The sequence below is a fragment of the Pandoraea cepalis genome, from assembly GCF_902459625.1.
GTDB lineage: Bacteria > Pseudomonadota > Gammaproteobacteria > Burkholderiales > Burkholderiaceae > Pandoraea > Pandoraea cepalis.
This window is the reverse complement of the sequence record NZ_CABPRY010000006.1, coordinates 73,556-88,613: the sequence shown is the minus strand read 5'-3', so window position 1 is coordinate 88,613 and position 15,058 is coordinate 73,556. Positions and strand designations below refer to the sequence as shown.

The 15,058-nt window shown below is 57.6% G+C and carries 12 protein-coding genes; 7 read left to right on the top strand and 5 right to left on the bottom strand.

Features of this window, described 5'->3' with window-relative positions:
- Positions 1–168: 168 nt before the first annotated feature.
- From PCE31107_RS14170 to PCE31107_RS23690, 5 genes are all read left to right on the top strand, one after another.
- Positions 169–1,680, top strand: coding sequence for an FAD-linked oxidase C-terminal domain-containing protein (locus PCE31107_RS14170; RefSeq protein ID WP_043355338.1), 1,512 nt, complete (start codon positions 169–171; stop codon positions 1,678–1,680).
- A gap of 1 nt (position 1,681) precedes the next feature.
- Positions 1,682–2,755: a glycolate oxidase subunit GlcE gene (glcE, locus tag PCE31107_RS14165; protein ID WP_062794395.1), complete on the top strand. Its 1,074-nt coding sequence runs from the start codon at positions 1,682–1,684 to the stop codon at positions 2,753–2,755.
- A gap of 10 nt (positions 2,756–2,765) precedes the next feature.
- Positions 2,766–4,025, top strand: coding sequence for a glycolate oxidase subunit GlcF (glcF, locus tag PCE31107_RS14160; protein WP_043358198.1), 1,260 nt, complete (start codon positions 2,766–2,768; stop codon positions 4,023–4,025).
- 127 nt (positions 4,026–4,152) lie between these two features.
- Positions 4,153–4,677, top strand: coding sequence for a gamma carbonic anhydrase family protein (locus PCE31107_RS14155; protein ID WP_043355330.1), 525 nt, complete (start codon positions 4,153–4,155; stop codon positions 4,675–4,677).
- Positions 4,678–4,983: 306 nt separating this feature from the next.
- Positions 4,984–5,430, top strand: coding sequence for a MarR family winged helix-turn-helix transcriptional regulator (locus PCE31107_RS23690; protein ID WP_081050314.1), 447 nt, complete (start codon positions 4,984–4,986; stop codon positions 5,428–5,430).
- Positions 5,431–5,687: 257 nt separating this feature from the next.
- Here PCE31107_RS23690 and PCE31107_RS14145 read toward each other — a convergent pair whose 3' ends face one another.
- The 5 genes from PCE31107_RS14145 to PCE31107_RS14125 form a co-directional block, all read right to left on the bottom strand.
- Positions 5,688–7,115 carry an NAD-dependent succinate-semialdehyde dehydrogenase gene (locus tag PCE31107_RS14145; protein ID WP_062794397.1) on the bottom strand — a complete coding sequence of 476 codons (1,428 nt, stop codon included), beginning with the start codon at positions 7,113–7,115 and terminating at the stop codon, positions 5,688–5,690.
- Between the two features lie 62 nt (positions 7,116–7,177).
- Positions 7,178–8,146, bottom strand: coding sequence for a Bug family tripartite tricarboxylate transporter substrate binding protein (locus PCE31107_RS14140; protein WP_043355327.1), 969 nt, complete (start codon positions 8,144–8,146; stop codon positions 7,178–7,180).
- A gap of 31 nt (positions 8,147–8,177) precedes the next feature.
- Entirely contained in the window at positions 8,178–9,374 is a 1,197-nt protein-coding gene (locus tag PCE31107_RS14135; protein WP_062794398.1) for an NAD(P)/FAD-dependent oxidoreductase, read from the bottom strand.
- Entirely contained in the window at positions 9,374–9,571 is a 198-nt protein-coding gene (locus PCE31107_RS14130) for a ferredoxin (RefSeq protein WP_043355325.1), read from the bottom strand. The genes PCE31107_RS14135 and PCE31107_RS14130 overlap by 1 nt, the downstream gene beginning before the upstream one ends.
- 23 nt (positions 9,572–9,594) lie before the next feature.
- A complete protein-coding gene (locus PCE31107_RS14125; RefSeq protein WP_196765234.1) occupies positions 9,595–10,884 on the bottom strand; it encodes a cytochrome P450 in 1,290 nt (429 codons plus the stop codon).
- A 1,035-nt stretch (positions 10,885–11,919) separates the two neighbouring features.
- Between PCE31107_RS14125 and PCE31107_RS14120 the strand changes: the two genes are divergently transcribed.
- The gene (locus tag PCE31107_RS14120; protein WP_150609218.1) at positions 11,920–13,296 is read left to right on the top strand and encodes an MFS transporter; all 1,377 of its coding nucleotides are present in this window, start codon (positions 11,920–11,922) and stop codon (positions 13,294–13,296) included.
- Positions 13,289–14,914: a GMC family oxidoreductase gene (locus PCE31107_RS14115; protein WP_196765235.1), complete on the top strand. Its 1,626-nt coding sequence runs from the start codon at positions 13,289–13,291 to the stop codon at positions 14,912–14,914. Before PCE31107_RS14120 ends, PCE31107_RS14115 begins: the two co-directional genes overlap by 8 nt.
- The last annotated feature ends 144 nt before the right edge of the window (positions 14,915–15,058 follow it).

The window sequence follows — 15,058 nt, the reverse complement described above, 5'->3', positions numbered from 1 at the left end:
GTTTGAGCCTCAGCGCCCGGAAGCAACGCTCCGCCTTGGAGCTGCAGCATCCGTCCAGGCTGATTGCGCGGTTCGCCGGCTCGCTACGGTCGCGCCGTCGCTCCGCACTGATTATCCAATAGACCGGCACAGCACGACGCAGCTTCATCGCACCAGGAGGGCAAAGTCATGAATGCGACGCGTGACGGCTGGTTGGCACATCCTACTGACGCTGAGCGGAGGGAAGCCCGGCGTGCGGAAGTGGTTTCCGCGCTAGAAGGCGTGCTGCCTAGGGACCTTATCCTGTCGCAGCGCGAGGACACCCAGCCATTTGAATGCGATGGCCTTACGGCCTATCGGGCGCAGCCGCTCGTCGTGGTGCTTCCCGAAACAGAAGAGCAGGTTGTTGCCATTCTGCGAACGTGCAAGACGCTCGGTGCGCCCGTCGTGGCTCGGGGCGCAGGCACGGGATTGTCAGGCGGTGCGCTCCCACATGAGATGGGCGTGCTCCTTTCGCTCGCTCGTTTTAACCGGATCGTCAGGGTAGATCCTGTGAGTTGTACCGCAGTGGTCCAATGCGGTGTACGCAACGCCGCAATCAGTGAGGCAGCCGCTACGTATGGGCTGTACTACGCCCCCGATCCGTCCAGCCAGATTGCCTGCACGATCGGTGGAAACGTGGCCGAGAATTCCGGAGGCGTCCATTGCCTCAAGTACGGACTCACGTTGCAGAACGTAATGAAAGTACGGGGATACACCATTCAGGGCGAGGCGATAGAGTTTGGATCGGAAGCCCTTGATGTCCCTGGGCTCGATTTGCTCGGCGTCGTTGTAGGCAGTGAAGGGATGCTCGCAGTGACATTGGAAGTCACCGTCAAGTTAATTCCTAAGCCAGAACTTGCGCGATGCATCGTTGCAAGCTTCGACACCGTCGAAGCCGCTGGTGACGCCGTAGCCAACGTCATCGCGGCCGGCATCATCCCAGCCGGCCTGGAACTGATGGACAAGCCGATGACCGCCGCCGTAGAGGACTTCGTGCATGCTGGCTATGACCTGGACGCGGCCGCAATCCTATTGTGCGAGAGTGATGGGACGGCGTTGGAGGTCGAGGACGAGATTGTGAAGATGAATGCCGTCCTCACCGCCAGCGGGGCCACTCGTCTTGAAGCAAGTCAGGACGAGGCGCAGCGTCTTCGTTTCTGGAGCGGGCGAAAGAATGCATTTCCCGCGACGGGGCGCATGAGCCCGGATTACCTGTGCATGGATTCCACGATTCCTCGCAAGAGTCTCGCTGCGATCCTTCGAGCAATCAGCGAGATGGAGGTGCGCTATGGGCTTCGCTGCGTGAACGTGTTCCACGCCGGCGACGGGAATCTACATCCGCTGATCCTTTTCGACGCCAACAATCCCGAAGAACTGCACCAGGCGGAGCAATTCGGCGCTGAGATTCTGGAAACAAGCGTCACGCTTGGCGGGACGGTGACCGGAGAGCACGGTGTGGGCGTGGAGAAGCTGAACTCAATGTGCGTTCAGTTCTCAGGCGCAGAGCGAGAACAAATGTTTGCGCTGAAACGTGCATTCGATCCGCAATCGCTCTTGAATCCTGGGAAGGTAATTCCGACGCTGCATCGATGTGCCGAATATGGTCGCATGACTGTTCGGCGTGGGATGCTGCCGCATCCAGAAATCCCGAGGTTCTAGAATGACGACGATCCCCACGGAAGTGTCTCATCTGATTGAGACAGTCCTGCATGCAAGAAAAACGAAGACCTCTCTCAACATCGTTGGCGGCGGTACGAAATGCTTCTACGGTGAAGAGCCGTCGGGTGAACCGTGTGATGTCCGGCGCCTCAGCGGAATTTGCAGCTATGAACCGTCTGAGCTGGTTGTCACCGCTCGTGCAGGCACACCGCTAGAAGAACTTGAGGCCGTGCTGGCCGAGCACAATCAGTACCTTGCCTTTGAGCCGCCACGCTTTGCTAAAGGAAGTACTGTCGGAGGAGCGGTCGCGGCAGGTCTGAGCGGGCCAGCACGCGTCGGGGTAGGGTCCATTCGGGACTTCGTTCTCGGCGCGACCATGATTAACGGCAAAGGCGAGCTTCTGACATTCGGCGGGCAAGTGATGAAGAACGTTGCCGGTTATGACGTTTCGCGTCTCCTGGCGGGCTCAATGGGAACACTCGGTGTTATCTGTGAGGTCTCGCTGAAGGTTCTGCCCATTCATTCATCGAGGATCACCCTGTTCATTGAACGCGACGAAGCAGGGGCGTTGTCTCTCTTAAACGGGCTGACTCGGCAAGCATTGCCAGTCAATGCGAGTGCCTGGCACGACGGAAAGCTGTTCCTCCGACTGAGTGGTGCAGCCTCTGCTGTCACGGAAGCCAGAAAGCGTTTGGGCGGGACTGAGCTGGAACCAGACGAAGCGTTGTCCTGGTGGGATGCCGTCCGCGACCACCGCCACGACTTCTTTTCACAGAGCGACGCGCCTCTCTGGCGTGTTTCCGTTCCGGCAGTCTCCCAACCCTTCTTGGCCGCGAATCAGCTTATTGAATGGGGTGGTGCATTGAGATGGCTATACACCGACGATCCCATCGAGGACGTTCGGGAAATGGCGTCATCGCTTGGTGGTCACGCCACGCTGTTCAGGGATCCGCATCATAGGAGCGGCGTGTTCACGCCACCGAGCGATGCGCTCTTCGAGATTCATCGCAATCTCAAGCAAGCGTTTGATCCCGATGGCATCTTCAATGTTGGTCGACTCTACCCCGGCCTGTAAGGGGCTCCATATGCAGACAAAACTAAGTCATGAGTTTGCCAACACTCCAGAAGGGGCGGAGGCCGAAGAGATTCTGCGCAAGTGCGTGCATTGCGGCTTTTGTACGGCAACGTGTCCGACTTACCTGCTTCTGGGCGATGAACGTAACGGACCCCGGGGACGCATCTACTTGATGAAGCAGTTGCTTGAGGGGGAAGAGGTCACAGCAAGCACCCAACAGAATCTAGACCGCTGCTTGACGTGCCGGAACTGTGAAAGCACCTGTCCCAGCGGTGTCGAGTACGGCAAGCTAGTTCACATTGGGCGGAAGCTAGTCGATGAGCGAATTCCTCGTCCGCCAAAAGACCGCGCGGTGCGTTGGCTGCTGCGTGAGGGGCTAACTTCGCCATTGTTCTTGCCGGCCATGAAGATTGGCCGAATGGTTCGGCCGCTACTTCCTTCCAAGCTCGCCAACAAGCTTACGCCGAGCAGACCTGCGGGTCAGCGCCCAACGCGCCGCCACGCCAGGAAAGTGCTCATGCTCGAAGGTTGTGTGCAGCCGGCGATGATGCCGAACATCAATTCTGCGACCGCGCGGGTACTCGATGCAGCCGACTTTCAGGTTGTAAGTGTTCCTCGAGCCGGTTGCTGTGGCGCGATCCGGCTGCACACCGGAGATCACAAGGGCGGCCTCGATGATATGCGCAGAAACATCGACGCCTGGTGGCCGGCGATTTCCAGCGGTGAAGTCGAGGCAATTGTCATGAACGCGTCCGGCTGCGGCGCGACCGTGAAGGACTACGCCGACTTGCTAAAGCATGACGCGGAGTACGCCGAGAAGGCAGCTCGGGTTAGCGAGTTGACCCGCGACCTGAGCGAATTGCTTCCTGAACTTCTGCCAAGACTGCGCGGCAAAGTCAAAGCGTGCGACAAGCCGGCCTTGGCGTTCCATCCGCCGTGCACGCTGCAACACGGCCAGAAGCTGCGGGGAGTGGTGGAGGAGCATCTGGGACAGTTGGGCTTTTCCGTTCATCGTGCCAGCGTGGAGAGTCACCTTTGTTGCGGCTCAGCCGGCACCTACTCCGTTCTGCAGCCCGAAATTTCACTCCAGCTCAGAGACCGCAAGATCGAGCATCTGAGCGAGAAGCAACCTGACTGCATCGTGTCCGCGAACATCGGTTGCATCCAGCATTTGCAAAGTGGAACGCCCACGCCAGTAAAGCACTGGATCGAGGTACTGGATGATGCAATCGAGCCGGCAGTCCAACCAGAGGAACAAGTATTTATCTAGCGGCAGGGCAAGAAACGGCGTCGAAGTCGGCACGGGCTGCGAGAGCGGCCCATGCAGTAGTGTTTCGCCTCCTGCAAGTAACGCGGTCGGCGAAAAGTTAGTCACATCAAGATAAGAGGAGCATTTTGTGGCGATCTATCGAATTGGAGAGAAAGAACCGACAATTCATCCGAGCTCGTATGTATCCGAGCATGCGGTAATCATCGGCGACGTGGAAATCGCCGAAGACGTGTCCATCTGGCCCGGCGCTGTGATCCGCGGCGACAATGAAAAGATCACGATTAGGCGAGGCGTGAACGTCCAGGAGGGGGCTGTGTTGCACACCGATCCTGGCTTTCCCGTCGAGGTAGGCGAGATGGTCTCCATTGGACACCAGGCGATGCTTCACGGTTGCAAGGTCGGAGCACGTAGTCTGGTCGGCATTCAGGCTGTGATCCTGAATGGATCCGAACTCGGACAACAATGCCTCGTGGGGGCCGGATCCTTGATCGGCGAGCGCAAGAACTTCCCGGCAGGAGGCTTGGTCATGGGCACACCTGCAAAGCAGGTACGTGAACTAACGGAGGAAGTCAAAGCTGCGATCGAGAAGAACGCTGACGACTACATTAACAAGGCGAAGACGTACAAGAAGGACCTGGTCAAGCTGAGTTAGCAAGCTCCGCGCGTCGGCGGATCAAGCGTCGACGCCTTGAGACGAGAGCGCCAGCCAGCGCCTCGTCTCGTCATCCCTCTCCATCAAGATTGGTGCTCCGGCCATCGCGAACGAACGCGACAAGGCCCGGCCTTGAGTTGCTACCCGGCCACAGGCACAGAACCCCTTCACGCGCCGCCGCTGTCTGCGTGGTCGCTACCCTCACCAGTCGGACCATATCGACTCGGTGCCTCCAGGTACTTCGCGCGATCATTCTTCACTGAATCGTTATATCATCTGCTCAGTGATTGCCCCCTTTTTGTAGACATGACAGAACCTACGGTTGAAATGCTTGCGGACGAACTTAGACCCCGCTTGATGCGGATCGTTGTAGCGCTGCGGCGGGAAATGAGAGCGGCGCACGTGCCCCCCGCGCAGAGCGCTGTTCTTAGTGCATTGCTCGTAAGAGGGCCGATGCGAGTTAGCGATCTGGCCAGGAATGAAGGCGTCAGATTGCCTACGATGACGCAGATTGTCGGGCGGATGGTCGACGCCGAGTTAATCGCGCGCTCCGCACCCGTCGGCTCGTACAACAACATGATTCAGATTACTGATGAAGGCCGGGCTGTGGCCGGCAAATTGGCCGCACAGCGGACGGCGGCACTGGGCAAGCGCATGGAGGGATTGACGCCCGAGGAGTTGCAGACGGTGATCGCGATGTTCCCCATCATCGATAAGATGTTCAAAAGAGAACCGTGGCTGGACCACGAGTAATACCAACGAAATCTTCCTGGAAGACGACACGATTCGAGAAGGCTTATCGCTAGCCGGCCGCGCTTGCGCTGCAACTGCGGAGCCATGCAGGGAGTTGTCAGAGTCGCCGAGAGCAACCGCATCGCCCAATATGGGGCGCACTGCCGCGACCTATACGCTAATAAAAAAGGCGCCTAACACTCACTTAGGCGCCAAAACCTGACTGGGAACGTAGCTTCGGGGGAAAGGGCGACGTATCGCCCTTTGCGGCCCCCGATCTACACTTGAGTTACAAATTTCGTGACGAGATAGCCGTCGAACGTCTCGGTCCCACCCTCACTCCCGATACCGCTATCTTTAATGCCTCCAAACGGTGTTTCGGCGAGAGCGCTTCCAAAGTGGTTGATGTTGACCATGCCGGCCTCAAGGCGGGTAGAGACAGCATGCGCTGTCTTCGCTGACTCGGTAAACACGTAAGACGACAGGCCGTAAGTCAGTTTGTTCGCCCGTGCCAGCACCTCATCCAGATCGTCGAACGCTACAACCGGGGCGACAGGGCCGAATGGCTCGCAAGTCATGAGCATGGAGTCGTCTGAAATGTCTATAACGACGCTGGGCGCGAAGAAATGTCCTGTGTCGCTGCACCTGGTCCCTCCCACGACAACCTTTCCGCCGCGCGCTTTGGAGTCGGCAATCAACCCTTCCATTGCAGCAACACGGCGTTGGTTTGCGAGCGGTCCCATCTGTGTCGAGCTGTCTATACCGTTGCCGACCCGCACTGCGCCAATGACGTCCGTAAAACGCCTGAGGAACCTATCGTAAGCCCCGCGCTGGACGAAGAAGCGGGAGGGCGAGACGCATACCTGACCAGCGTTTCGCAGCTTGTAGTTTGCAAGCATCTCGGCGGCGGTATGGACATCCGCATCGTCGAAGACGATTGCAGGGGAGTGACCACCAAGCTCCATAGTGATTCGCTTCATATGGGATCCTGCTAGAGCTGCTAGTTGTTTGCCAACAGCAGTGGACCCCGTAAAGGAGATCTTCTGGACCAGCGGAGATGCAATGAGGTGTGCTGACACCTCCGCCGGGACGCCAAATACAATGTTTAAGCAACCAGGAGGAAGGCCCGCATCATGGAACAGTTGAGCGATCGCCAGCACGGCACTCGGTGTCTCTTCTGGTCCCTTCAGAATGATCGTACAGCCTGCGCCAAGCGCGGCAGAGATTTTCCGGATCGCCTGATTGAAGGGAAAATTCCAAGGGGTGAAGGCTGCGCAGACTCCGACCGGCTGACGTAGCACGAGCTGGCGGACGTTAGGGTTGCGGCTGGGGATCACGCGGCCGTAGATCCGCCGAGCCTCTTCTGCATGCCAGTCCGCATGCTCTGCACAAACCGTTACTTCGCCCACGGCTTCGTGCAGAGGCTTCCCCTGGTCAATGGTCATGTTGCGGCCGATTTCCGGCGCCCTTTGACGGGCGAGCTCCGCAACTTTACGCAAGATTGCACTGCGTTCCAAAGGCGATGAGTCGCGCCACGTCAGGAAAGCTCGATGAGCCGCCTCGACGGCGGTGTCGAGGTCCTCGCGGGTGGCGAGCGGCAGTCGCCCAACGACCTCCTCCGTCGCAGGATTGACTACGTCCTGGTGTCGCCGGCCTTCAATGCCGAGAAATTCGCCATTGATGTAAAGGGATAATTCTGGATACACAGCGTGTACTCCAATGACTAAGAGGTTAGCTACGAAATTCTGTGCTTGTGACGGAGGTCGATCTATTCGAGCTTAAAATCACCGACCTTAATTACTGCATCAATGCTCTTCTTGCGCTGCTTAAGGTAGCCCTCGAAATCCTCCGGGGACTGCGTAATGACTTCCATTCCAGTGCCTTGCATCCGCGTGCGAAGCTCGCCGTTCTTCAAAATCGTAGCGACATCGCTCTGCATTTTTTTGATTGCGTTCTGGGGCATCTTGGCAGGCGCATACAGGGCGATGGTTCCCGTAAGCTGGACGTCAATCCCCGCTTCCTTGAATGTAGGGACGTTTGGCAGCATAGGCGAGCGTTCTGGCGTCGACACGGCAAAGGCCTTCACTTTTCCAGCCTTAACGAGTTGCGCGATCGGTGCCATATCGATCATGAGCATATCGATCTCGCCTGAAACGATAGCGGGGACACTTTGCCCAGCACTCTTGTAGCCGACTGGGGTCATCTTTACCCCGGTCTTTTGCGCGAACTCCTCCATACCGACACGCATGCCCAAGTTGGCCCATCCGTACGTGAACTTCCCGTTGGCCGCACGAGCTGCCTTAATGAGGTCAGCGAGGTTGTTGTATGGCGCGGAAGCCGGGGTCACCACAACGAGTGGGGTTGCGGCTAGCCCGCTCACAAGGGTGAGTTCCTTGGTGGGATCGACAGCAACAGTGGGGCGCAAGTTTGCGTCGATGATCAACGTGGACGGGGGCATGACCAGAAGGATCGAACCGTCCGGTTCAGCTCGCGCGACAGCCTTGCTGGCGATCGCCCCGTTTGCGCCTGGCCGATTTTCGACGATTACGGGCCGATTCCAGATTTTTGCCAGCTCTTCGCCAACTGCGCGTGCAACTACGTCGGTGCCACCGCCCGGTCCGTAGCCAACAAAGAGCCGGACCGGCAACGGGCCAGATTGCTGGGCGTACAGGATGGAGGGCAGGGCCAGGGAGCAGAGTAGGACTGCTCTGCGGATAGCCGAAGCGGGTTTTGTCATGTTGTCTCCTCTTTTATTATGAAATACAGCCTTAACCTGCTACCGCAGCTGGAGCGTGGCTCTTCGTCCACTCCTCCTTCAACAGCTTGATGTGCTCACGCGCTTTTCTACTGGCGTTCCAACTAAGAACGCCCATCAAAACGTCTCCCTGGTAGTAGCGAAAGATGCAGGAGTCGTCTTTCAGTTGATCCCCTTCGACAACTTCAACGGTGTATTGAGGGCCGATGCGTCCGTAGCTGTGGATTTGGACCTGGTACTGATCCGACCAGAAGAACGGCAGCGGAGCGTATTCAACGCGAGAGCCGAGCATGTTCTTTGCCGCGGCCATCGCCTGTTCGCTTGCATTCGTCCGGTGTTCAATACGCATGTGCTCGCCGTAGCCTTTGTGAAACCACTCTGCAGCATCGCCGGCGGCATATACGTTCGGGGCTGCTTCACAGTATTCATTGCAGACTACGCCGCTGCGGATGTTTAATCCGCTGCACCACTGCACGCTGGGAACTGCGCCGATAGCCACAACAATTACGTCGCAAGCAATCACAACCCCAGTGTCCAAGCGGACTTCGGTAATGGTGCGGTCACGCCATTTCACCTCCCTGAGTTCGCAGTCGTTGTGGAAAACCACGCCGTTGGCTTCATGGAGTTTTTCGATCCGCTTCCCAACGATATCCCCGACTCGCGCCCCGAGAGGAACTTTCGACTTGTCGATGACGGTCACCTCACAGCCGCTGGTCTTTGCAATCGCCGCTAACTCTGTGCCGATGAAGCCCGCGCCGACTACTAGTGCCCGCTTTCCGGCAGTCAGATGTTCCCGAATCGCCAGCGCGTCGTTTAAGTTGCGCAGGCTGTAGCAGTTCGCCGCCTGGCTGAGGTTGGGAATCACTCGAGCGTCCGCGCCCGTGGCGATCAGCAAGCGATCATATTGAAGTGTGGAGCCGTTGCTGAGTTGCAGTGAACTGGCGTCCGTATCGAGGCCGGTGGCCGATGTCCCGTCCAGGTAGTGCAGGTTCAGCGCCTTCATGCCGTCTTCGGACACAAGGTTGAGCGCCTCTACCGGACATTCTCCTGCCATCAGCCGCTTTGAAAGAGGAGGGCGGTCATAGGGCATGCCGCCTTCCTTTCCAATCAGCGTGAGCCGCCCTCCCCAGCCCTGTGCGCGCAGCGCTCGTGCTGCCGTGATGCCGGCGGCCGAGGCGCCGACAACGACGATGTGCTCGGGGGAGTTCATCACTGATCCTCGTGAATCTCGATGGCGAGCGCTGGGCAGATGCCAGCCGCCAGGCGTGCTGATTCGAATTGGTCAGCCGACGGCTCTGCGTTCAAGAGAATGACGATGCCATTGTCCTTTTGGTCGAACAGATCCGGCGCGTTGACGACACATTGACCAGAACCGCAGCACTTTTCGGGGTAGATTGTGATTTTCATGATGCTTCTCATTTAAGTCGGGATTACCAGCGAACAGGGAGTTCCTTGACGCCATACATGAGTGAATCGCCCTTGAACTCAAGGCTTTCCACGGGAACAGCAAGCTCGAGGTTCGGAAACCGCTCCAGCAAGGCGGTGAACATGATCTGCATTTCGAGCCGTGCGAGGGGTTGACCGATGCACTGATGCGGGCCGTATCCGAACGAGACCTGCGTCCTTGAATCTCGGCGAAGGTCGAACACATTCGGATCTTCAAATTTCGAGCTGTCGCGATTGGCCGAGACACTCAGCACTACAACGGGGTCGCCCGCCTGGATCATTTGTCCGTTCACGACAATGTCCTCGGTCGCGACACGACGCTTTCCTGAATGTGTGACATCCAGATAGCGCAGAATTTCTTCCACCGCATTTGGAACGAGGCTTGTGTCTTGTCGAAGCTCATTCCAGATATCCGGTCGTTGCAGGAGGAAAAGCACTCCCATTGCGGTCGTATTCGCCGTGGTCTCGTGGCCGGCAATCAGCAAGAGCCTTGCAAGGGAAACAACGTCCGTTTCGGTGATATCGCCCTTTCGTACGTGATTGACGATGAGGCGGCTGAGGATATCTTCCCCGGGGTTCTCCGATCTCTTCGCCACCAGGCCCTTCAGGTACACCTCGCACAACTCATGATTTGCGGCGATGGCCTCCTCAAGCGTCGCACTACTCGACGTCAGGACCATCGCCAGTTCCTGAAAGAAGTCATGGTCTTCGTACGGAACGCCAAGCAACTCTGAGATCGCCAATGCCGGCGTAGCCAACGTAAAGGCGCTAACCAGGTCGGAGGGTTGAGGCTTTGTTGCGAAGTCGTCCAGCAGCTTGTCTACGATCGCCTGAATCCGCGGGCGAAGGGCCTCGATTTTGCGGATCGAGAATTCACCTGTCAGCATGCGCCGATGCTCTGCATGCTTGGGTGCATCCATGGTGATGAAGGTCCGGTTACTACCCCGGGCAACTTTCATTGCAGCACTGACAGTGGGATAGCCGGGATTCGTAATGTCAGAACTAAAGCGAGGGTCAGACAGGACCGAGCGGACGTCGTCATAGCGCGTAATCAGCCAGGCGATCTTTCCGTCCCAGAGCCTAGCTTGCCCCAAGCCGCTTCCTTGCTGCATCTGGAAGTACACCGGCGGCGGCGACAAAGGATCGACCCGTTCGGGCGGAAAGTCGGGGATGCCGCTGTCCCCGCCAGCGTGCATCGGACACGTGGACTGCGCAGGTGAGGCCGCGTGAAACGGGCAGCCAGTCGACTGCGTGGGGGTTTGGGGGGCGGTCATGAATATGTCTCCGATGGGAAATTGTGAGTACATATTAGGTAGCCTACCTACTATATGCAAAAGGGGTTTACCCTAATCGGTGCAGAGGATTGACCTCGCGTCACAAATCTCGAGCGGGACCAGGGGTGGGAGAGGAGGGCGTGGCTAGACTGGGGGAGCCCAGTTGGCCTGAAGGCGGGCGACCGCCGATTTCAGTGGTCAAGATATGCCGCCGGTGACCCACTGGGTATGCGCGAGGACTGTTTGCCTTCTGGTTGTTATAGCTCGTCCCAGGGTAGATATGCGGTCCGGCCGGGCTGGCTGACGACAGAGGTCGGTACCGAGTGAGGCGCGGCCGGAGGCCCGCTTGGGACCTGCTGGAGGCCACCTTTGACGCCGGGACCTTCCGTAAGGTCGGGATCGCAGGGCTTCGGTTCTTACCTATGCATAGGCGTGAAAAAACACCCGCATGGACGTGGGGTTAGAAGTGCGCGATCGCCACCACTCGCTGACCAAGGGGGCAGCCTCACGACGCGTTGTTAAAGAGGCGCGGGGGGACAGTGAAGCCGGTGCAAGAAGGCAAGCGAGAAAGCCGAAGCGACCTCGCTTTGGCAGCCTACAAATCAAATAAATAGGCTCCAGCTCTCCCCTAACTCGGCACTGAGGTACTCGAACATCGACATGAATCGAAAGCGCTCCCATTGATTGAACGCCTCGCGTACCGCTGCCATCAGTGACATAGCTACCTCCGGGGTGATCGACTTTAGTTAGGGGGGCCACCGCAAGAAAAAAGCAGGTCTTTCAACACTCGTTCGCATCGGCGCATAGCCCATTCCACGATGCAATCGATTACATAGAGCGTAGGTCGCCACGATGGTCTGTCAAGATAAAGCGTAAAAGTGTCATTTGCGGCTCAAAATCAGCCACCTGACTTCGTTGATGGGAGGGTAAACGCCTATTTGATTGTAATAGGTAGGCTGCCTAATATTTACCACAAATAAGAGTAAGCGCGCTTCGGTTTTTCAAACATTGCTTATAGAAGTGGAGACAAAATCAATGCAACATCATCCCCGAAGAGGTTCGACCCCCACCCCCCAGCGGGTCCGGGATATTCTCAAGCCGATCTCCGGTGCCGCCGTGGGAAACATGCTGGAGTGGTTTGACTACTCGTTGTATGGCTATCTTTCCGCCACCCTGGCGAAGGTGTTCTTCCCAAGCAGCGACCCGATCGTTAGCCTGATAGCGGCTTTCGCGGCATTCTCCGTCGCATTCGTTACCCGACCACTCGGCGCTCTGTTTTTTGGATCGCTGGGAGACCGGCTTGGACGGCGCGATACGCTCGCGATTGTCGTTGGTTTGATCAGCGTTTCGACGGGGTTGGTCGGTGTCCTACCGGGATACGAGGCGATTGGCATCGCCGCTCCTTTGCTGCTGGTAGCCCTACGCATGATTCAGGGATTTTCCGCGGGAGGCGAAGCAGGTGGAGCACTCGCATTCCTTGCCGAGTACGCCCCGACACGCCGGCGTGGCGTTGTGATCGGGTTCTTCGGTATGTCGGCTGGAATTGGTGCGTTGAGCGGATCCGGTCTTGTTCTGGCGATCACCAGCATTTTTGGTCAGACGGCAGTTGAGGCATGGGCCTGGCGATTGCCCTTCCTGATCGCTGGTCCGATTGGGTTGGGTGCGTTCTGGCTGCGGCTGCGCATCGAGGAAACACCGGCATTCCGGTTGCACTTGGAACGCGAGGGCGCGGCACAAGCACCATTGCGCGAAGCCCTTCGTGACGACTGGCGAAGCATTGTCAAATGTCTTGGCGTAGCGATCTCACACGGCATCCCTTACTACTTGATGCTGGCGTATCTCCCGTCTTATCTCGTGTCAACTGGACGGTTGAGTAGCGGGCAAGCTCTAGCGGCGTCCGGCCTGGCCTTTCTGGGTTCAGTGATTGTGATCCCATTCGCTGCAGCGCTATCCGACCGCGTGGGTCGACGACCCGTCGCCTTTACGGCGGCATTGGCATACCTCGTCGTTGCGCTTCCTTTGTTCCGGATCGTCGTGGGCTCGACACCAGAGGTGGTAATTGCCACGATGGCTAGCGTCGGGGTATTGATGGGGATGTATGGCAGCGCGCCGTTCTGCATGATGACGGAGTTGTTTCCGACACGCACACGCTACAGCGCCATGTCGGTAGGCTACAACGTGGCCATGGTGCTATTTGGCGGCACCGCTCCTTTAATCAGCGCTTCTCTGACGAAGCTGACCGGAAACCCTTCATCACCCGCCTATTTCATGATGGGGGGCGCAGTGTTGTCTATTTTTGCCATCTTGGCGTCTCCTGAAACGTCACGAGTACCGATTGATGAGCTCGGACAGTCGGACGAGCACATTCGCCGCGTGCGCATGGCGCTCAAGGCATCGGCTCGCGTTGAGTGATCTCCTGATTATGAAAACCGCTACATACGACTACATTGTTATCGGCGCCGGCTCGGCAGGGTGTGTTCTCGCTTCTCGGCTGAGTGAAGATCCCAGCGTCAAGGTACTGCTGATAGAGGCGGGCGCTCCCGCGTCATCCATCTTTGTTCAGATGCCGGCAGGGATCCGGGTTCTCTATAAGAGCCAAAAATTCAACTGGCGCTATTGGACGGAGCCCCAGACACAACTGGACAATCGGAATATTTATATACCCCGGGGCAAGGTGGTGGGCGGTTCATCCTCGATCAATTCCATGATTGCTATCCGGGGGAACCGATCCGATTACGACAACTGGGCATCTCAGGGCCTGTCGGGCTGGGACTATGAATCCCTTCGTCCGTACTTTCGAAAGATTGAGGATGCATCACTGGTAACGAAGGCGAGGAATGACGATCGCGGGTACGCGGGTCCGATTCGCCTGTCATACGGCACGCAGCAAAACGCCATATCGACTGCGTTCATAGAGAGCGCAGTATCGGCCGGTATGCCGGAGAACAACGGATTCAATGGGGCGTCGCAGGTAGGCGCAGGATTCTACGAGCTTACGATTGCCGAGGGAAAGCGATCCGGTGCTTATCGTTACCTGGATCGAGCAGGTAACCGATCCAATCTGACATTGATGGCGAACTGTAAAGTCCGCAGGATTCTCCTTGCCGGAAAGCGAGCGCAAGGCGTAGTGATTGAGGATGGATGGGAGGAGGTGGAGCTTCGCGCGGACCGCGAAGTGATTCTGACAGCAGGGGCCATTGCCTCACCGCAACTCCTGATGCTTTCGGGGATCGGACCGGCCAAACATCTGCAGTCGATTGGTATCGCTCCCGTGGTCGATCTGCAAGGCGTCGGTGAGAACCTTCAGGACCATCTTGATTGCGCGATTCGCTTAGAAGCGTCGCAGCCCAATACGCTCACGCCCTATATCGGCCTGGTAAGAGGCGGAATGGCAGGAGCTCGCTATCTTCTTTCAGGAGGCGGGCCGGCTTCCTCTCAAGGCGTTGAGGCAGGAGCATTTTACAACTCCGACAGAAATCCGGATCTGCCTGAGTGGCAGGCCCATCTGATCATTGCGCTGCGCAATCCACCGCCTAACGAAAAAGTTCCCCACGGATTTGCAGTCCGCGTATGCCAGCTGCGTCCAAAAAGTAGAGGCGTGCTGCGACTGCGTTCTTCAGATCCGTCCGATTCTCCCCGAATCGACCCTCGCTTCCTCTCAGACGAGTCTGACCTGGAGAGTTTGGTGCGCGGCGTGGAACGCACGTGCGAGATTGTCGACCAGCCGGCGCTCCGGAAGTACATCAAACGAAGGCTCGACATCGATGCTTTCTCCACCGGTGCAGCCCGTAAGGCATGGATACGCTCGCATGCGGAAACCATCTATCACCCGGTTGGCACGTGTCGCATGGGAGTCGACGACAACGCTGTTGTTGACGAGGAGTTGAAAGTGCGCGGGGTTGAGAACTTGAGAGTAATTGATGGATCTGTGATGCCAACGATCATCAGTGGGAACACGAACCTTCCCATTATGGCCATGGCAGAGAAGGCCGCAGACTTGATACGAAATTCACGCACATCCGCTCGTTGAAGTTTTCGGAGAACTCTGTTCACTGGCGTTTCGAGCTTGCTCCGTCGCCTTCTTCCCGGTTGTCCCCTTACACGGGGACGAAAGGTTGCAGCATAGATTTCCCAGCATCGAATGGGAACGTCTACGGGCTTGCGTCGTTTGATG